Genomic DNA, 18,941 nt, shown 5'->3' with positions numbered 1-18,941 from the left:
CGCTCCCACAGTAGAGCGGCGTACACCCGCCCCTTACCGCAGAAATGGATATGTACTCAATCAACAAGAACCTGGTCGGCTATAAGGCCGCCAAGATCAAGATTCCGGCCAAAACTGACAGCGCCGTCAGTTACCAGTCACTCTCCTGACGGGCGAACAGGTTTATAAAGGAAGGTATAAACCTGACAAAACTCCGACCACTCTGCCCGGCGCCCCACTCGCATGCGAATTCAGAAAAAAACCGCCCTGTTCGCCGCCCTTCTGATCGTCCTGGCAGCGCTGGGCGTGTGGTACGCCGCCAAACCCGCCACGACCAAACTGGCCACCTCCACCGCCATCCCCGTGCGAGTGGTCAGCGTCGCCGAAAAAGACGTGCCCCGCTACATCAGCGGCATCGGCTCGGTGCTGTCGTTGCACAGCGTGGTCGTACGTCCGCAGATCGACGGCATCCTCACCAAGCTGCTGGTCAAGGAAGGCCAACTTGTGAACAAAGGTGATTTGCTGGCCACCATCGACGACCGCTCGATCCGCGCCAGCCTCGATCAGGCCCGGGCGCAACTGGGCGAAAGCCAGGCGCAACTGCAAGTGGCACAGGTCAACCTCAAGCGCTACAAACTGCTGAGCGTCGATGACGGCGTGTCCAAGCAGACCTATGACCAGCAACAAGCGCTGGTCAACCAACTCAAAGCCACCGCCCAAGGCAATCAGGCATCGATCGACGCCGCTCTGGTGCAGCTTTCCTACACACAGATTCGCTCCCCGGTCACCGGTCGCGTCGGTATTCGCACAGTGGATGAAGGCAACTTCCTGCGCATGACTGACACCCAAGGCTTGTTCACAGTGACCCAGATCGACCCGATTGCCGTGGAGTTTTCCCTGCCGCAACAAATGCTGCCGACCCTGCAAGGCCTGATCAACGATCCACAGCAAACGCCGGTCAAGGCTTACATCGGCGCCGACACCGACGGCGAAACCGGCAACCTGCTGGGCGAAGGCCACCTGACCCTGATCGACAACCAGATCAACGCCAACACCGGGACCATCCGCGCCAAGGCCGAATTCGCCAACCCTGCACAGAAACTCTGGCCGGGCCTACTGGTAACGGTAAAGATTCAGACAGCGCTGGATAAAAATGCGCTGGTGGTGCCGCCCACCGTCGTACAACGTGGCCTCGATCAACATTTCGTCTACCGGGTCAATGGCGACAAGGTCGAAGCCGTTCAGGTGCAGATGGTTTATCAAGGTAGCGGCCAGGACATCATCAAAGGCGTTAAACCGGGCGATGTGCTGGTCAGCGACGGCCAGTCGCGGCTCAAACCTGGTTCGACCGTGCAGGTAGTGACCGACCCACCACAAGTGGTGCAATCGGAGCCGAAACCATGAAGGGCCATGGCTCGGTTTCCGCGTGGTGCATCGATCATCCGGTGGCAACGGTCCTGCTGACTTTTGCCTTGGTGCTGCTCGGTGTCATCGCCTTCCCGCGACTGCCGATTGCGCCATTGCCAGAAGCGGAATTCCCGACCATCCAGGTGGCTGCGCAACTGCCCGGCGCTAACCCCGAAACCATGGCCTCGTCGGTGGCCACGCCGCTTGAAGTGCAATTCAGCGCCATCCCCGGCGTGACCCAGATGACCTCGAGCAGCGCCCTGGGCTCGACCATTCTGACCCTGCAATTCACCCTCGACAAAAGCATCGACACCGCCGCGCAGGAAGTCCAGGCCGCGATCAACACCGCCGCCGGCAAACTGCCCAAAGACATGCCGAACCTGCCGAACTGGCGGAAGGTCAACCCGGCCGACAGCCCGGTGCTGATCCTCAGCATCAACTCACCGCAAATGCCCGGCACCGAAGTCAGTGACCTGGTGGAAACCCTGCTCGCCCGTCAGATCAGCCAGATCGATGGCGTAGGCAATATCAACATCACCGGTCAGCAACGTCCGGCAATCCGCGTGCAGGCGTCGGCGGATAAACTCGCCGCCATTGGCCTGACCCTGGCGGACATTCGCCTGGCGATCCAGCAAACCAGCCTCAACCTGGCCAAAGGTGCGTTGTACGGCGAGTCAAGCATTTCGACCTTGTCCACCAACGACCAATTGTTCCACCCGCAGGAATACGGTCAGCTGATTGTTTCCTACAAGGACGGCGCACCGGTTCATCTCAAGGATGTAGCCAAAGTCGTCAACGGTTCGGAAGACGCCTACATCCAGGCCTGGGCGGATGGTCAGCCGGGGGTGAACCTGGTGATTTTCCGGCAACCGGGAGCCAACATCGTCGCGACCGTCGATCGTATCCAGGCGGCCCTGCCCACGCTGACGGCCATGCTGCCGGCCTCGGTGCAGGTCAAGGTGTTGGTCGATCGCACCCAGACCATCCGCGCGTCGTTGCATGAAGTGGAAGTCACCCTGCTGATCGCGATCCTGCTGGTGGTGGCGGTGATGGCGCTGTTCCTGCGGCAGTTGTCGGCGACCCTGATCGTGGCGTCGGTGCTCGGTGTGTCGTTGATCGCCAGTTTTGCCCTGATGTACATCATGGGCTTCAGCCTGAATAACCTGACGCTGGTGGCGATCGTGGTGTCCGTCGGGTTTGTGGTGGATGATGCAATTGTGGTGGTGGAAAACATTCACCGTCACCTGGAGGCCGGCGACGGTATGCGCGAGGCGGCGATCAAGGGTGCCGGCGAGATCGGTTTTACCGTGGTTTCGATCAGCTTCTCGCTGGTGGCGGCGTTCATTCCGCTGCTGTTCATGGGTGGCGTGGTCGGGCGGTTGTTCAAGGAATTCGCCCTGACCGCCACCTCGACCATCATGATTTCCGTGGTGGTGTCCCTGACGCTGGCGCCGACCCTGGCCGCGCTGTTCATGCGCGCGCCGGTGCATCACGCCCACGACAAACCGGGTTTTGGCGAACGCTTGCTGGCGCTGTACGAGAAAGGCCTGCGCCGCGCCCTCGCCCATCAGAAATTGATGATCGGTGTGTTCGGCCTGTCCCTCGGCCTGGCGGTCGCCGGGTACATTTTTATTCCGAAGGGTTTCTTCCCGGTGCAGGACACCGGTTTCGTCCTCGGTACCACCGAAGCGGCGGCGGACATTTCCTACGGCGACATGGTGAAAAAACACCTGGCGATGGCCGAAATCGTCGCCGCCGATCCTGCCGTCGAGACGTTCTCCCACTCAGTCGGCGTTTCGGGCAGCAACCAAACCATCGCCAACGGACGGTTCTGGATTTCGTTGAAAAAACGCGGCGACCGTGACGTGTCCGCGAGCCAGTTCATCGACCGGATTCGCCCACAGCTGATGAAAGTCCCAGGCATCGTGTTGTACCTGCGCGCCGGGCAAGACATCAACCTCAGCTCCGGCCCGAGCCGCGCGCAATACCAATACGTGCTCAAGAGCAACGACGGTGCACTCCTGAGCACCTGGACCCAACGCCTGACGGAAAAACTGCGCAGCAACCCGGCGTTCCGCGACATTTCCAACGACCTGCAACTGGGTGGCAGCATCACCCACATCAGCATCGACCGCAGTGCGGCGGCGCGTTTCGGCCTGACCGCCAGTGATGTCGACGAAGCGCTGTACGACGCCTTCGGCCAGCGGCAGATCAACGAGTTCCAGACCCAGACCAACCAGTACAACGTGATTCTGGAGCTGGACACCAAACAGCGCGGCAAGGCCGAAAGCCTCAACTATTTCTACTTGCGCTCACCGCTGAGCGGGGAAATGGTGCCGCTGTCGGCCCTGGCGAAATTCGATGCGCCGACTATCGGCCCGTTGTCCATCGCTCACGACGGGATGTTCCCGGCGGCCAACCTGTCGTTCAACCTGGCGCCCGGCGTCGCGCTGGGCGATGCGGTGATCATGCTCAATCAGGCCAAGACCGACATCGGCATGCCGGTAGCCATCAGCGGAAATTTCCAAGGCGCGGCCCAGGCCTTCCAGAGTTCGCTGGCCAGCCAGCCGTGGCTGATTCTGGCGGCGCTGGTGGCGGTGTACATCATTCTTGGCGTTCTGTACGAAAGCTTCGTGCACCCGCTGACGATCATCTCGACCCTGCCCTCGGCGGGGCTCGGGGCGGTGATCATGTTGTGGATCTGCGGCCAGGACTTTTCGATCATGGCGCTGATCGGGCTGGTGTTGCTGATCGGCATCGTCAAGAAGAACGGCATTCTGATGATCGACTTCGCACTGGACGCCCAGCGCAACCGTGGCTTGCCGCCAGAAGAGGCGATCTATGAGGCCTGTATGACGCGGTTCCGGCCCATCATCATGACCACCCTCGCCGCCCTGCTCGGCGCCCTGCCGCTGATGCTCGGCTACGGCACCGGCGCCGAATTGCGCCAGCCGCTGGGGATCGCGGTGGTCGGCGGCTTGCTGGTGAGCCAGGCGCTGACGCTGTTCACCACGCCGGTCATATACTTGTGGCTCGAGCGGCTATTCCATCGACCTAAACCAGCCCCAGCACCACTGCCGGTGCAGGCGACCACAGACTGAGGCGGGGTCATGCGCGTTCTGATTATCGAAGACGAAGAAAAAACCGCGGACTATCTGCATCGCGGCCTGACGGAACAGGGTTACACCGTGGACGTGGCTGGCGATGGTGTCGAAGGCCTGCACCTGGCGCTGGAAAGCGATTACGCAGTAATTGTCCTCGACGTCATGCTGCCAAGCCTCGACGGCTTCGGCGTATTGCGTGCGTTGCGGGCACGCAAGCAAACGCCGGTGATCATGCTCACCGCCCGCGAGCGGGTGGAAGACCGCATCAAGGGCCTGCGCGATGGCGCTGACGATTACCTCGGCAAACCGTTTTCCTTCCTCGAACTGGTGGCGCGTCTGCAAGCGCTGACCCGTCGCAGCGGTGGCCACGAACCGGTGCAGGTGAGCATCGCCGACCTGTGGATAGATTTGATCAGCCGCAAGGCCACCCGCGCCGGCACTCGCCTGGACCTGACCGCCAAGGAGTTTTCGCTGCTCAGCGTGCTGGCGCGGCGGCAAGGGGAAATCCTTTCGAAAACCGCCATCGCCGAGATGGTCTGGGACATCAATTTCGACAGCGACGCCAACGTGGTCGAAGTCGCGATCAAACGCCTGCGGGCTAAACTCGACGGGCCGTTCGAAGAGAAATTGCTGCACACCATTCGCGGCATGGGTTATGTGCTGGAGAGCCGTAGTGTCCAGTAATTCGATCGCGCTACGCCTGAGCGGGATGTTCACGCTGGTGGCGCTGCTGGTGTTTCTGTTGATCGGTGGTGCGCTGTATCAACAGGTCGACAAGGGTTTGGGCCTGCTGCCCGAAGCCGAGCTGGATGCGCGTTACAGCGTGCTTGAATCAGCGCTCAACCGTTACGGCACGCCCGAGCATTGGGTGAAGATCAACGCCAAGCTCAAGCTGCTGAGCGAAGAAGACAAGCGCATCCGCTTTTGGGTAGTCAGTGGCAATCCCGGTTATGAATACGGCCAACCCGATGCGCCGATCCGCGCTTTCGCCCAGGGCCCATTGGGCATGCGCGACATGCAATTGCCCGACCATCCGTACCCGCTGAAAGTGCTGGTCACTGAGCTGCCAGCCAAGGATCAGCGCCCGCCGCTGCGCTTCATGATCGGCATCGACACCGAAACCTTTTACGAGACGCAGCACCACTTGCTGATCGCCCTGATCAGCCTGGCGATCGTGGGTGTATTGCTGGCCTCGGCACTCGGTTACTGGGTGGCGCGGATCGGCCTCAAGCCGCTGATCAAGTTGTCACAGGAAGCCCAGCGACTGGCGCCGCCGAGGTTGTCCGGGCGCCTGCAACTGTCGCCATTGCCACCTGAACTGAATCAGTTTGTCAGCTCGTTCAACGCGACTCTGGAGCGGGTCGAACAGGCCTACTCGCGACTGGAATCGTTCAACGCCGACGTGGCCCATGAACTGCGCTCGCCGCTGACCAACCTGATCGGCCAGACCCAGGTTGCACTGACCCGTGGGCGTTCGGCCGAACATTATTTTGAAGTGCTGCAATCGAACCTCGAAGAGCTCGAACGGCTGCGCTCGATCATCAACGACATGCTGTTCCTCGCCAGCGCGGACCAGGGCAGCAAGGCCACTAAACTGACGTCCACCTCATTGGCCGACGAAGTGGCGACCACGTTGGAATATCTGGATTTGATTCTTGAGGATGCGCAGGTTCAGGTCGAGGTCAGTGGCGATGCGCAGGTACGAATCGAGATCGCCCATTTGCGTCGGGCGTTGATCAACTTGCTGAGCAACGCGGTGCAGCACACCGAGCCCGGGCAAGTGATTCAGGTACGGATCGAAGTCGAAGAGCATCAGGTCAGCATCGGCGTCGCCAACCCGGGATCGCCGATTGCCAATGAGCATCTGCCACGATTGTTCGAGCGCTTCTACCGGGTCGATGCATCGCGCAGTAACAGTGGCAACAATCACGGTCTGGGACTGGCAATCGTCAAGGCGATTGCGCTGATGCATGGCGGGGATGTGTTTGTGCGCAGTGATCATGGGATGAATACGTTCGGCATCCACCTTCCGGTCTGACAGACCTCAAAAGATCGCAGCCTTCGGCAGCTCCTACAGGGGAACGCATTCCAACGTAGGAGCTGCCGAAGGCTGCGATCTTTGCCTTTTCCCTCGCTACGATGCACTGGGTACCGGGTAATTATCGACTACCCGCTGAATGTCTTCTAAGCTTCAATTAGCAAAAGGCCAGCATGTTTTGCTGGCCTTTTTTTTATCTGGCACTTATATAGGCGCTCTGGACGCGACCGGTTTCTGGGACTCTGCCCGATTCTTGTAAAAGAACTTTCATAACGCCTTATTTGCAGAAGTCAGAACCATGAGTGTGAGCAGTGCGAAATCTCAACATCCGATCCGTTCGACACGATCGGAGCAGCTTCTGGTTCTCGGCAGTTCGTTGTTGGTGATTGCAATACTCAGCATCGTGACTTTTCTGCTGATCCGTGAACGCGCCAATGCCGAATTGTCCGCTGCTCGCGCCGCCAACAATATCGTGCAATTGATCGACGCCGACGTGCTGCGCAATGTCGAACTCTATGACGTGTCGCTGCTGGGTTTGATCGCTGCCTCCCAGCGAGAAGACCTCAAGAGCGTTTCTCCAGCCATTCGCCATCTGGCCTATTTCGATCGCGCCACTGCCGCGCCGTACAAGGGCAACATTTTGTTGCTCGACAACAAGGGCGACGTGATCGCCGACTCGGCCTCGGTGGAGCCCAGGCAGGGCAACTATGCCGATCGCGAATACTTCCAATCCCACGTGAATAACCCGGACCCGGGCATGTTCATCAGTCCCCCCTTCAGAGCCAGGTCGCCCGAACAGGATTGGCGGATCAGCTTCAGCCGGCGGGTGAACGGCTCCCAGGGTGAGTTTCTGGGCGTGGCCGAAGCCGCCATGCGCTTGAGTTACTTCGATCAGTTGTTCAACAGTTTGAGCATCGGCCGTGACAGCACGGTCAATCTGATCAGCAAGGACGGGACGCTTCTGGCTCAGCAACCACACCTGGCCGAAGAGCTGATCGGCAAGAACTTCAGTAACCGCCCCAACTTCCAGCGCATCGTCAAAGAAGGCAACGGCAGCTTCACCAGCATGTCCGATCGATACAAGGACAAGCGCCTGTACACCTTCTCCAAGGTCGGGAACTTGCCGTTGATCGTCATCGTTGCGCTGTCCAGTGATGAAGTCTTTGCGGCCTGGAAGCGCACTGCGGTGGTGGTCAGCTTTGCGACTGTCGCCCTGTGCGTGAGCCTGCTGTGGCTGACCTGGTTGCTCTGCCGGGAATTGCGTCGGCGCCAAAGTGCCGAACAGGAACTGGCACAACTGGCCGCCACCGACCCCTTGACCGGTCTGGCCAATCGCCGAACCCTGGATCAGGCCCTGCGCCATGAATGGTTTCGCGCCCAACGTTCCGGTCTGCCACTGTCGTTGTTGATGATTGATGTCGATCACTTCAAGGCGTTCAACGATCGTCATGGTCACCAGGGCGGCGACGATGCCTTGCGCTGGGTGGCCAAGGTGATCAGCACTCATGTTCGACGGCCCGCGGATCTGGTCGCCCGTTACGGTGGCGAGGAGTTTTCGGTGATCCTGGCTGAAACCGACAGCGCCGGCGCCCAACAGATTGCCGACAACGTCCGCGCAGCGGTGGAGCAGTTGCCGTTGGTGGGGAGTGATCAGTCGCCGATTACTGTCAGTATCGGTATCAGCACCTGGACGACAGCGTCCGACATCAGCCTGGAGCAGTTGTTGTTTGCGGCGGACAAGGCGCTGTATCAGGCCAAGGAAAGTGGGCGGAATCGGGTGGTTTGCGCGGATTAGAAGCCAGAATCAAAAGATCGCAGCCTTTGGCAGCTCCTACATTTGGAACGCGTTTCCCTGTAGGAGCTGCCGAAGGCTGCGATCTTTTGATACTGGATCCAGCCATAAAAAAAGGCCACCCGAAGGTAGCCTTTAAAAACTAGAGAGGTTTTTTTGCTTACACGGCCGCAACAGGACGCATGTAAGAGATCGGTGCAGTGCTGGCGTCTTCGAAAGTCACGACTTCCCAAGCATCTGTCTGCTCAATCAACTTGCGCAGCAGCTGGTTGTTCAATGCATGTCCGGACTTGAAGCCCTTGAACTCACCAATCAGGCTATTGCCCAGCAGGTAGAGGTCACCAATTGCATCGAGGATCTTGTGCTTCACGAATTCGTCTTCATAGCGAAGGCCGTCTTCGTTCAGTACACCATCCGCGTCGACCACAATAGCGTTTTCAACGCTGCCGCCGAGTGCGAGGTTGTGCTTGCGCAGGTACTCGATATCACTCATGAAACCAAAGGTACGGGCGCGGCTGACTTCTTTTACGAACGAAGTACTGGAAAAATCCACGCTTGCACTTTGTGTGCGGTCACGGAAAACCGGGTGATCGAAATCGATCTCGAAGCTCACTTTGAAACCTTCGAAAGGGACGAAAGTGGCGCGCTTGTCGCCGTCTTCCACTGTCACTTCCCGCAGGATCCGGATGAACTTCTTGGCGGCGTCCTGTTCTTCCAGGCCGGCCGATTGAATCAGGAATACGAAGGGTCCAGCGCTACCATCCATGATCGGGACTTCGGACGCGGAGAGCTCGACGTAGGCGTTATCGATGCCCAGGCCAGCCATGGCCGAGAGCAGGTGCTCCACCGTGTCCACCTTGACGTCACCGTTAACAAGCGTGGTCGACATAGTGGTTTCGCCAACGTTTTCCGCGCGGGCAGGAATCTGCACCACAGGGTCGAGGTCAGCACGACAAAACACAATGCCGGTGTCGACGGGCGCTGGCTTGAGGGTCAGGTAGACCTTCTCCCCGGAGTGCAGGCCGACACCTGTGGCACGGATAATATTCTTCAGGGTGCGTTGTTTTATCATGGCATGGGCCGCTTCAGCGCAAATTGCGAACTGGTATCAACAAAGGCTGGCGATGATAGCAGACCAGACCTTTGCTGAACACCAATCACCCTAATACCCCTGATACATTTCATCAATCGGCCTGACGACGCAGGAAAGCCGGGATGTCCAGGTAGTCCAGGTCATCTTGCGGGTTCATCTTCGCGGCAGTCGCAGCACCGGCCTGAGCCTGGTTGCGCATGACGGTCGGACGATCCAGGTCACGGTAGTTCACCGCAGGCTGTTCTTGACGAACAGGGGCTTGTTGTTGTGGCTGGGAAGCCATCGAGGTGTGAACGGTATTGTCGATGACCTTCACAGGCTTCTCGATTTTAGCGCCTAAACCAGTGGCAACAACAGTCACGTGTAGCTCGTCGCGCATATCCGGATCGATAACGGTACCGACCTTGACCATTGCGTGCTCGGAAGCGAAGGCTTCGATGATGCTACCCACGTCGGAGTACTCGCCCAGGGACAGGTCAGGACCGGCGGTGATGTTCACCAGGATGCCGCGTGCGCCTTGCAGGTTCACGTCTTCGAGCAACGGGTTGCGAATGGCCGCTTCGGTGGCCTCACGTGCACGGTTCGGACCGCTGGCGCAGCCAGTGCCCATCATCGCCATGCCCATTTCGCTCATCACGGTACGCACGTCGGCAAAGTCGACGTTGATCATGCCCGGACGCTTGATGATGTCGGAGATACCGCGAACGGCGCCGGCCAGTACATCGTCGGCCTTGGCGAAAGCCGACAGCAGGCTTGCGTCTTTACCGAGGATGGTCAGCAGCTTCTCGTTGGGAATGGTGATCAACGAGTCGACGCTTTCAGACAGCAGACGAATACCTTCGTCGGCGATCTGCATACGCTTGCGACCTTCGAACGGGAACGGACGAGTCACCACCGCAACGGTGAGGATCCCCATTTCCTTGGCCACTTCGGCAATGATCGGCGCAGCACCGGTACCGGTACCACCGCCCATGCCGGTAGTGATGAACACCATATTGGTGCCCTGCAGGACTTCGGCAATGCGCTCACGGTCTTCGAGAGCGGCCTGACGACCTACTTCAGGGTTGGCGCCAGCGCCCAGACCTTTGGTCACGCCGGTACCCAGTTGCAGGATGGTCCGCGCGCCGATGCTTTTCAGCGCTTGGGCATCAGTGTTGGCGCAGATGAATTCAACGCCTTCAATGTTGCTCTTGACCATGTGATTGACAGCGTTGCCGCCGCCACCGCCAACACCGATAACTTTAATTACCGGGCTTGCGGGGATGTTGTCTACGAGTTCGAACATTTTCCCTCTCCTTACATTCTCTAGTTTTTTCGCCTACTGCTGTTTGAAGCGGTGTTGCGGTAAAGCTTTAGAAATTGCCTTGTACCCAGCTCTTGAAGCGATCGAGCAAGGCGACTTTCGGTTCGTCATTGCTGTAGCTGTCGCGGCTGCCGATGCCCGAGAACGAAATCCCGTCGGACTGCTTCTGCAGGCCGTACATCAACAGGCCAACGCCGGTGGAATAAATCGGGTTGCGGACCACGTCGTCCAGGCCCTTGACGCCATGCGGCACGCCCAGGCGAACCGGCATGTGGAAGATCTCTTCGGCCAGTTCGACCGCGCCTTCCATCTTCGACGTACCGCCGGTCAGCACGATGCCGGCCGGGATCAGGTCTTCGTAGCCACTGCGACGCAGCTCAGCCTGGATCAGGGTGAACAGCTCGTCGTAACGCGGCTCGACCACTTCGGCCAGGGCCTGACGGGACAGCTCGCGGGGTGGACGATCGCCGACGCTCGGCACCTTGATGGTTTCACCGGCACCGGCCAGTTTGGCCAGGGCGCAGGCGTAGCGAATCTTGATTTCTTCGGCGTACTGGGTCGGGGTGCGCAACGCCATGGCAATGTCGTTGGTCACCTGATCGCCCGCAATCGGGATCACCGCGGTGTGACGGATCGCGCCTTCGGTGAAGATCGCGATGTCGGTGGTGCCGCCGCCGATGTCCACCAGGCACACGCCCAGCTCTTTCTCGTCGTCGGTCAGGACCGAGTAGGCCGAGGCCAACTGCTCGAGAATGATGTCGTCGATTTCCAGGCCGCAGCGGCGCACGCATTTTTCAATGTTCTGTGCGGCGTTGACGGCGCAGGTGACCACGTGAACCTTGGCTTCCAGACGTACGCCGGACATGCCCAGCGGCTCGCGAACGCCTTCCTGGTTATCGATCACGTAATCCTGCGGCAGGGTGTGCAGCACACGCTGGTCAGCCGGGATCGCCACAGCCTGGGCGGCGTCGAGAACGCGCTCAAGGTCGGCGGAACTGACTTCGCGATCACGAATCGCCACGATGCCGTGGGAATTCAGGCTGCGGATGTGATTGCCGGCCACGCCGACAAACGCCGAGTGGATCCGGCAACCGGCCATCAGCTGCGCTTCTTCAATCGCGCGCTGGATCGACTGGACGGTGGACTCGATGTTCACCACTACGCCTTTTTTCAGGCCGCGGGACGGATGAGTACCGATCCCGACGATTTCGAGCGTGCCGTCGTCCGAGACCTCGCCTACCAGCGCCACCACCTTGGAGGTGCCGATATCGAGACCGACGATCATTTTGCCGCTTTGCACGTTTGCCATGGGTCCTGCCTCTTCTTAATTCTTCGCGACAGCGGGTTGGGCTGTCGTGGGCGCTACAGGTTCCCGCCAGCCAACAGCGAGGCCGTTGGCATAGCGCAGATCGATGCGCGCAATGTTCGTAATCTGCTCTTTGAGCGTCTTGTCATAGATGGCAATGAAGCGGCGCATCTTTTCCACCAGCTTGCCGCGTCCCAGCAGCAGTTCGATTCCCGGGCCCGCGCTGCCGGCGCCGGTGGTCAGGAACCAACTGCCTCGTTCACGCAACTCCAGGCGTGCAATCGAGAAGCCTAATGGCCTGAGCATCTGGCTCAGTACCTGGTATTGCTGCATCACTTGCTGCTGGGCCCGCTGCGGGCCGAACAGCTGTGGCAAGTGTTCGTAGTTCGCCAGCTCGCGCGGGGTGAACGCCTGTCCCTGGTTGTTCAACAGCGATTCATCGCCCCAACGGGCCACCGGCAGTTGTTCTTCCAGGCGAATCACTACCTGATCCGGCCATACCCTGCGCACTTCGGCGTGGGCAATCCATGGCATCTGTTCAAGCTCGGTGCGCATGCCCGCCAGGTCGATGGTGAAGAAGCTCGACGCCACGAATGGGGCGATCCGCTGCTGCACCGCTTGCTGACTGATGTAACTCAAGTCGCCCTGCACCGCGATCTTGGTGATCGGCCGGTCGGCGTACGGCAGCAAACGCTGTGCGCCTTCATAAGTGCCGAACCCCAGCGCAACCAGCAGCACGGGCCAGAACAGGCTTTTCAGAAAACCAAAGTTGGCTTTCGGCAGGCGCGCGGACATCGGCTCTTTGGCAACCATTCGGCTGGCACCCCGCGGCACCGGCTTGCGGCCGGGTGCGGAAGGCTGATGTCTAAGCTGTGCGCCTTGCATCGTCTTAACCTCTAGGTTCTTCAACACTGGCGGCCAGAATCGCCAGAACCAGTTGCTGGAAATCCAGGCCAGCGGCACGGGCCGCCATCGGAACCAGACTGTGATCGGTCATGCCCGGTGCGGTGTTGACTTCCAGGAACCAGAACTGCCCGTCGGCGTCCTGCATCACGTCTGCCCTGCCCCAACCGGCGATACCCAACGCCTCACAGGCTTTGGCCGTGAGGTCCATGAGTTCTTTTTCTTTGTTGCTGTCCAGGCCACACGGAATCCGGTACTGGGTATCGGAAGCCACGTACTTGGCGTCGTAGTCGTAGAAAGTGTGTGGCGTGCCCAAGGCAATCGGTGGCAACACCTGGTCACGCAGGGTGGCGATGGTGAACTCCGGACCTTGAATCCATTGCTCGACCAACACTTGCGAATCGTAGGTACTGGCCGCTTTCCAAGCGTCGATCAATTCGGACGCGGAAGTCACTTTGGCCATCCCGATACTGGAACCTTCATGGGCCGGTTTGACGATCAAAGGGAAGCCCAGTTCCGTGGCCGCCGAAATACAATCGGCCTCAGAGCTCAGTACCGCATGGCGTGGCGTCGGAATACCAAGACTGTGCCAGACCTGCTTGGTGCGCAGTTTGTCCATGGCCAGTGCCGAGGCCAGAATGCCGCTGCCGGTGTACGGAATGCCCAGGCATTCGAGCAGGCCCTGCATGCTGCCGTCTTCACCGCCACGACCGTGGAGGATGATGAAGGCGCGATCGATTTTTTCGCTCATCAGACGCTGCAGCAGGTCATCGCCCACATCAAGACCGAAGGCGTCCACACCGGCGCTTTGCAGTGCTTCGAGTACTGCGTTACCCGACTTCAGGGAGACCTCACGCTCGGCACTTTTACCGCCGAACAGCACGGCGACACGGCCGAAGTCTTTCGGCGCGATAGTGGAGACGAGGTTGGCATAAGCAGCAGTCATTTCAACTTCCCCACGCTTGGCGCGGCAACCGCACCAGCGAACAACGGACTATTCAACAGTTTCGGTGCGAGACCGCCGATATCACCGGCGCCCTGGCACAACAGAATGTCGCCGGCACGCAGCAGCGGCTTGACGATTGGCGCGAGGTCGATACCGCGCTCGATGTAGATCGGGTCGAGCTGACCACGCTGGCGAATGCTGTTGCACAGCTTGCGGCTATCAGCGCCCGGGATCGGCTCTTCGCCGGCCGGGTAGACTTCCATCAGCAGCAGCACGTTGGCGTCGGCCAGCACATTGACGAAATCGTCGTACAGATCGCGGGTGCGGCTGTAACGGTGCGGCTGGTAAACCATCACCAGACGGCGCTCCGGCCAGCCACCGCGCACGGCTTTGATCACGGCCGCGACTTCAGTCGGGTGGTGACCGTAGTCGTCCACCAGCATCACGTTGCCGCCTTCAACCGGCAGCTCGCCGTACACCTGGAAGCGGCGACCGACACCCTGGAACCCGGACAGGCCCTGGACGATGGCTTCATCGCTGACGCCTTCGTCGGTAGCGATGCAAATGGTCGCCAGCGCGTTCAGCACGTTGTGGTTGCCCGGCATGTTCACCGACACATCCAGTGGCTCGCGGTCAGGGCGCAATACGGTGAAGAAAGTCTGCATGCCCTGCTGACGCACATTGATGGCACGCACGTCGGCATCGTCGCCAAAGCCATAAGTGACCGTCGGACGTTTCACCTGCGGGAGGATTTCACGCACCACCGGATCGTCCAGGCACACCACCGCCAGACCGTAGAACGGCAGGTTGTGCAGGAACTCGACGAAGGTTTTCTTCAGTTTGTTGAAGTCGCCGTCGTAGGTCGCCATGTGGTCGGCGTCGATGTTGGTGACCACGGCCACCAGCGGCTGCAAGTGCAGGAAGCTGGCATCGCTTTCGTCAGCTTCGGCAATCAGGTAACGGCTGGTGCCGAGCTGGGCATTGGTGCCCGCGGCGTTCAGACGACCACCGATCACGAATGTCGGGTCCAGGCCACCGGCGGCGAACACCGAAGCGATCAGGCTGGTGGTGGTGGTTTTGCCGTGGGTACCGGCGACGGCGATGCCGTGGCGGTAGCGCATCAGTTCGGCCAGCATCTCGGCGCGCGGCACCACCGGAATCCGGCGTTCCAGGGCGGTGGCGACTTCCGGGTTGGAAGTGTTCACGGCGCTGGAGGTGACCAGCACATCGGCGTTCGCGGTGTTCTCGGCACGGTGGCCGATATAGATGTGGGCACCGAAGGATTCCAGGCGCTCGGTCACCGGCGATGCTTTCAGGTCGGAACCGGACACTTCATAGCCCAGGTTCAGCAACACTTCGGCGATGCCGCACATGCCCACGCCGCCGATACCGACGAAGTGGATGCGACGGATGCGGCGCATTTCCGGGTGCGGCATGGCTTTCTTGTTCTCAACCATGGGCCACCTCCAGGCAGGTATCGACCACGTTACGAGTGGCATCGGGTTTGGCCAGGCGGCGTGCCGCGGTGGCCATGTCGTTGAGTCGTTGCGGTTGCATCAAGACCTCTGTCAGGCGAGCGGCAAGATCCGCTGCGCCAGTCGTTCTTTGCGGCATCAGGAGGGCAGCGCCTTCACGGGCCAAATAATCGGCGTTGCGGGTCTGGTGATCGTCGATCGCGTGGGGCAAGGGCACCAGCATCGAGGGCAGACCGGCAGCCGCCAGTTCACTGATGGTCAGCGCGCCTGCGCGGCACACCACCAGGTCGGCCCAGCCATAGGCTTGGGCCATGTCTTTGATGAAAGGCTGCACTTGCGCCTCGACGCCAGCCGCGCGATAGCGCTCTGCAGTCACTTCATCGTGGTTTTTGCCGGCCTGATGAAACACGTCCGGACGCAGGTCGGGGGCGACTTGCGACAGGGCTTCAGGCAGCAACTTGTTCAACGGCTCTGCGCCCAGGCTTCCGCCCAGGATCAGCAAACGCGCCTTGCGACCGGCCAGGGCAGGTCGCGGTGTTTCGAGGAACAGCTCGGTGCGCACCGGGTTACCGGTGGTGCGACGGCTGCTCGACAGGGTAAAGGTGTCGGGGAACGCTTCACAGACTCGGGCGGCCAACGGCACCAGCAACCGATTGGCGGTACCTGCCACAGCGTTCTGCTCATGAACAATCACTGGCACGCCGGCCAGTTTGGCTGCAACGCCGCCGGGGCCGGTCACGTAACCACCGAAGCCGACCACACACACCGGCCGCAACTGACGAATAATCGCCCGCGCCTGCCAGATCGACTTGAGCAACATGAACGGTGCCTTGAGCAGGGACAATTTGCCCTTGCCGCGCAAACCGCTGGCGTTGATCCGATGCAATTCAAGACCGGCCGCCGGCACCAGATCGTTTTCGATCCCGCGCGGCGTGCCCAGCCAGTGCACGGTGTAACCGCGGGCCTGGAACTCTCGAGCGCAGGCCAACGCCGGGAACACGTGCCCCCCGGTGCCGCCAGCCATGATCAATACGTTAGCGCCCATGGTTCGGCTCCTCGGCGAAGTCGCTCTCATGGAACTCCATTTCTTCACTGCCCAAGTGGGTTCGACTCTCCCACTCGATGCGCAGCAACAAACCAAGACAGGCACAGCAGATCACCAACGAACTGCCGCCATAACTGAGGAATGGCAGGGTCAGACCTTTGGTCGGCAGCAAGCCGACGTTCACCCCGATGTTGATCAGGAACTGACCGATCCACAGGAACGACAAGCCGTACGCGATATAGGCGGCGAAAAACTGTTTGGCCTTCTCGGCCCAATAACCGATGTACATGCCACGAATACAGACAAAGACGAACAGCGCCAATGTGCACAACGAACCCACAGCACCCAGTTCTTCGGCCAGGACCGAGAACACGAAGTCGGTGTGGGCTTCCGGCAGGTAGAACTGTTTCTGCACGCTGTTGCCCAGGCCAACGCCCAGCCATTCGCCACGACCGAAAGCGATCAACGCTTGAGACAACTGATAGCCAGCACCGAACTGGTCGGCCCACGGGTCCGCAAAGTTGGTCAGACGCGCCATTCGATAGGGCTGCATTTGAATCAACAACACCACCGCACCGACAGCCAGGACAACCATCAAGGAAAAACGGAACAGCCCGACGCCGCCGAGGAACAGCATCGCCGCAGCAGCCCCCATCATCACGACGGTGGCACCGAAGTCCGGTTCCATCAGCAACAGGCCCGCCATCGGCAGCAGCACGATGAACGGTTTGAAGAAGCCCATCCAGCTTTCACGCACTTCTTTCTGGCGACGCACCAGATAACCGGCGAGGTAGATCACCACGAACACCTTGGCGATCTCGGAAGGCTGAACGTTGAAGAAACTGAAGCCGATCCAGCGCATCGAACCGTTCACTTCACGGCCGATCCCGGGGATGATCACCATTACCAGCAAACCGAACGCACCAATCAGCATCAGCCAGCCCAGGCGTTGCCAGGTAGCAATCGGAATCATCATGGTGACGATGCAGGCACCAAGGCCCAGCGCCACGTAGATAAGGTGGCGAATCATGTAATACAGGGCACTGCCCGACTGCACCGCTGCCACTTCGGTTGATGCCGATGCAATCATCACCAGCCCAAGACCCAGCAGCGCCAGGCAACCGGCGAGCATCGGGAAATCGAGGTCGATGCCGCGCCCGGTGATGATCGGCGACGGGTACGGCTTGATGATATTCAGGAGGCTCATGCCAAGTCCTCCACGGCGCGGACAAACTGGTGACCGCGATCTTCGTAGTTCTTGAACATGTCGAAACTGGCGCAGGCCGGCGACAGCAGCACCGCGTCGCCCGGTTCGGCGATGGCGCGGCATTGCGCGACAGCTTCGTCCAGCGAATTGACGCGAATCAGTTGTACGCCATCGCCGATGGCCTGGGCGATCAACTCGGAATCCCGGCCCATCAGCACCACGGCACGGCAGTTGGCCGCGACCGGATCACGCAGATCCTTGAACTCGGCACCCTTGCCGTCGCCACCGGCGATCAGCACGAGTTTGCCGTCAATATCTGCACCCAGGCCTTCGATGGCGGCCAGAGCGGCACCGACGTTGGTGGCTTTGGAATCGTTGTAGTAGCTCACGCCATTGAGGTCGCGAACCCATTGGCAGCGATGCTCGAGGCCGGCGAAGGTACGCAGGCTCGAGAGCATGGCGTCGAACGGCAGCCCCACGGCGTGGCCCAGCGCCAAGGCCGCCAGGGCGTTGGACTGGTTATGCGCGCCACGAATCTTCAACTCGCGTACTGGCATCAGGTTCTGGAATTCGAAGGCCAGGTATTTCTCGCCCTCCTCTTCCCGGATACCAAAGGCCTTGAAATCGGGTTTGCTTAAACCGAAAGTCCAGCACGGCTGACCTTCGCCCATCAGCGGACGGCTCAGGGCGTCCTGACGATTAACCACAAACTGCTTCGCGCCCCGGAAGATCCGGTGCTTGGCCAAGTGATAGGCCGGCAGACCGCTGTAGCGGTCCATGTGGTCTTCGCTGATGTTGAGCACGGTCGCCACTTCGGCGTTGAGTTGATCGGTGGTTTCGAGCTGGAAGCTCGATAACTCCATCACGTACAACTCGATGTCGTCGCTGAGCAAATCCAGCGCCGGCGTGCCGAGGTTGCCGCCGACGGCCACACGCTTGCCGGCCGCAGCCGCCATCTCGCCCACCAGCGTGGTGACGGTGCTTTTCGCATTGGAACCGCTGATGGCGACAATCGGTGCCTTCGCGTTACGCGCGAACAGCTCGATGTCGCCGGACAACTTCACGCCACGGGCGGCGGCAGCCTGCAGGGCCGGAGTCGCCAGCGCCAGGCCGGGGCTCACGTAGAGCTCGTCGGCACGACACAGGAATTCGACGTCCAGCTCGCCACAACGCACTTCCACGTGCGGATAGTCACGCTTGAGCGTGGCCAGTTCCGGTGGATTTTCCCGCGTATCGGCGACAGCAAACGACACGCCCCGGTTCGCCAGGAAGCGAACCAGGGACATGCCGCTCTTGCCGAGGCCGACAACGATGCGGAAGTGGTCAGAAGCGATCAGAGACAC

At 60.2% G+C, this 18,941-nt stretch carries 14 protein-coding genes; 5 read left to right on the top strand and 9 right to left on the bottom strand.

All coding sequences use genetic code 11. The features are described 5' to 3' along the window. Positions 1-222: 222 nt before the first annotated feature. The 5 genes from F6R97_RS19945 to F6R97_RS19925 all read left to right on the top strand — a co-directional run bounded on the left by F6R97_RS19945 (position 223) and on the right by F6R97_RS19925 (position 8,323). Positions 223-1,383, top strand: a complete 1,161-nt coding sequence (locus F6R97_RS19945; protein ID WP_315866971.1) for an efflux RND transporter periplasmic adaptor subunit — start codon at positions 223-225, stop codon at positions 1,381-1,383. Further along, the gene (locus F6R97_RS19940; protein ID WP_038981641.1) at positions 1,380-4,487 is read left to right on the top strand and encodes a multidrug efflux RND transporter permease subunit; all 3,108 of its coding nucleotides are present in this window, start codon (positions 1,380-1,382) and stop codon (positions 4,485-4,487) included. Before F6R97_RS19945 ends, F6R97_RS19940 begins: the two co-directional genes overlap by 4 nt. 9 nt (positions 4,488-4,496) lie before the next feature. Continuing rightward, positions 4,497-5,174 (top strand): heavy metal response regulator transcription factor, encoded by a 678-nt coding sequence (locus tag F6R97_RS19935; protein WP_038981640.1) that lies wholly within the window; start codon positions 4,497-4,499, stop codon positions 5,172-5,174. Beyond that, positions 5,164-6,528, top strand: coding sequence for a heavy metal sensor histidine kinase (locus tag F6R97_RS19930; protein ID WP_038981639.1), 1,365 nt, complete (start codon positions 5,164-5,166; stop codon positions 6,526-6,528). Before F6R97_RS19935 ends, F6R97_RS19930 begins: the two co-directional genes overlap by 11 nt. 298 nt (positions 6,529-6,826) lie before the next feature. Beyond that, positions 6,827-8,323: a sensor domain-containing diguanylate cyclase gene (locus tag F6R97_RS19925; protein WP_050681761.1), complete on the top strand. Its 1,497-nt coding sequence runs from the start codon at positions 6,827-6,829 to the stop codon at positions 8,321-8,323. 157 nt (positions 8,324-8,480) lie between these two features. Here the strand turns inward: F6R97_RS19925 and lpxC are convergent, their stop codons facing one another. The 9 genes from lpxC to murD form a co-directional block, all read right to left on the bottom strand. After that, entirely contained in the window at positions 8,481-9,392 is a 912-nt protein-coding gene (gene lpxC, locus F6R97_RS19920) for a UDP-3-O-acyl-N-acetylglucosamine deacetylase (RefSeq protein WP_007939852.1), read from the bottom strand. A gap of 112 nt (positions 9,393-9,504) precedes the next feature. Continuing rightward, a complete protein-coding gene (ftsZ, locus tag F6R97_RS19915) occupies positions 9,505-10,698 on the bottom strand; it encodes a cell division protein FtsZ (RefSeq protein ID WP_007904318.1) in 1,194 nt (397 codons plus the stop codon). 67 nt (positions 10,699-10,765) lie between these two features. Continuing rightward, positions 10,766-12,025 carry a cell division protein FtsA gene (gene ftsA, locus F6R97_RS19910; protein WP_007904319.1) on the bottom strand — a complete coding sequence of 420 codons (1,260 nt, stop codon included), beginning with the start codon at positions 12,023-12,025 and terminating at the stop codon, positions 10,766-10,768. 15 nt (positions 12,026-12,040) lie between these two features. Further along, positions 12,041-12,907 (bottom strand): cell division protein FtsQ/DivIB, encoded by an 867-nt coding sequence (locus tag F6R97_RS19905; RefSeq protein ID WP_038981637.1) that lies wholly within the window; start codon positions 12,905-12,907, stop codon positions 12,041-12,043. A gap of 4 nt (positions 12,908-12,911) precedes the next feature. Next, positions 12,912-13,871, bottom strand: coding sequence for a D-alanine--D-alanine ligase (locus F6R97_RS19900; protein ID WP_038981636.1), 960 nt, complete (start codon positions 13,869-13,871; stop codon positions 12,912-12,914). Beyond that, positions 13,868-15,328 carry a UDP-N-acetylmuramate--L-alanine ligase gene (murC, locus tag F6R97_RS19895; protein ID WP_123719473.1) on the bottom strand — a complete coding sequence of 487 codons (1,461 nt, stop codon included), beginning with the start codon at positions 15,326-15,328 and terminating at the stop codon, positions 13,868-13,870. Before murC ends, F6R97_RS19900 begins: the two co-directional genes overlap by 4 nt. Then, the gene (gene murG / locus F6R97_RS19890) at positions 15,321-16,391 is read right to left on the bottom strand and encodes an undecaprenyldiphospho-muramoylpentapeptide beta-N-acetylglucosaminyltransferase (protein WP_038981634.1); all 1,071 of its coding nucleotides are present in this window, start codon (positions 16,389-16,391) and stop codon (positions 15,321-15,323) included. Before murG ends, murC begins: the two co-directional genes overlap by 8 nt. Beyond that, a complete protein-coding gene (gene ftsW / locus F6R97_RS19885; RefSeq protein ID WP_038981633.1) occupies positions 16,381-17,598 on the bottom strand; it encodes a putative lipid II flippase FtsW in 1,218 nt (405 codons plus the stop codon). The genes murG and ftsW overlap by 11 nt, the downstream gene beginning before the upstream one ends. After that, entirely contained in the window at positions 17,595-18,941 is a 1,347-nt protein-coding gene (murD, locus tag F6R97_RS19880) for a UDP-N-acetylmuramoyl-L-alanine--D-glutamate ligase (protein WP_315866970.1), read from the bottom strand. The genes ftsW and murD overlap by 4 nt, the downstream gene beginning before the upstream one ends.

Source organism: Pseudomonas sp. JV414 (assembly GCF_032424305.1).
Taxonomy (GTDB): domain Bacteria; phylum Pseudomonadota; class Gammaproteobacteria; order Pseudomonadales; family Pseudomonadaceae; genus Aquipseudomonas; species Aquipseudomonas lini.
The sequence above is the reverse complement of the archived record's forward strand: the minus strand, read 5'-3'. Positions and strand labels throughout refer to the sequence as shown.

What these genes read in the sequence shown, in the direction of transcription:
- F6R97_RS19940 (WP_038981641.1), top strand. Translation starts at nt 1,380, where the DNA reads ATGAAGGGCCATGGCTCGGTTTCCGCGTGGTGCATCGATCATCCGGTG.
- F6R97_RS19925 (WP_050681761.1), top strand. Translation starts at nt 6,827, where the DNA reads ATGAGTGTGAGCAGTGCGAAATCTCAACATCCGATCCGTTCGACACGA.
- ftsW (WP_038981633.1), bottom strand. Translation starts at nt 17,598, where the DNA reads ATGAGCCTCCTGAATATCATCAAGCCGTACCCGTCGCCGATCATCACC.
- F6R97_RS19935 (WP_038981640.1), top strand. Translation starts at nt 4,497, where the DNA reads ATGCGCGTTCTGATTATCGAAGACGAAGAAAAAACCGCGGACTATCTG.
- ftsA (WP_007904319.1), bottom strand. Translation starts at nt 12,025, where the DNA reads ATGGCAAACGTGCAAAGCGGCAAAATGATCGTCGGTCTCGATATCGGC.
- F6R97_RS19945 (WP_315866971.1), top strand. Translation starts at nt 223, where the DNA reads ATGCGAATTCAGAAAAAAACCGCCCTGTTCGCCGCCCTTCTGATCGTC.
- F6R97_RS19900 (WP_038981636.1), bottom strand. Translation starts at nt 13,871, where the DNA reads ATGACTGCTGCTTATGCCAACCTCGTCTCCACTATCGCGCCGAAAGAC.
- murG (WP_038981634.1), bottom strand. Translation starts at nt 16,391, where the DNA reads ATGGGCGCTAACGTATTGATCATGGCTGGCGGCACCGGGGGGCACGTG.
- lpxC (WP_007939852.1), bottom strand. Translation starts at nt 9,392, where the DNA reads ATGATAAAACAACGCACCCTGAAGAATATTATCCGTGCCACAGGTGTC.
- ftsZ (WP_007904318.1), bottom strand. Translation starts at nt 10,698, where the DNA reads ATGTTCGAACTCGTAGACAACATCCCCGCAAGCCCGGTAATTAAAGTT.
- F6R97_RS19905 (WP_038981637.1), bottom strand. Translation starts at nt 12,907, where the DNA reads ATGCAAGGCGCACAGCTTAGACATCAGCCTTCCGCACCCGGCCGCAAG.
- murC (WP_123719473.1), bottom strand. Translation starts at nt 15,328, where the DNA reads ATGGTTGAGAACAAGAAAGCCATGCCGCACCCGGAAATGCGCCGCATC.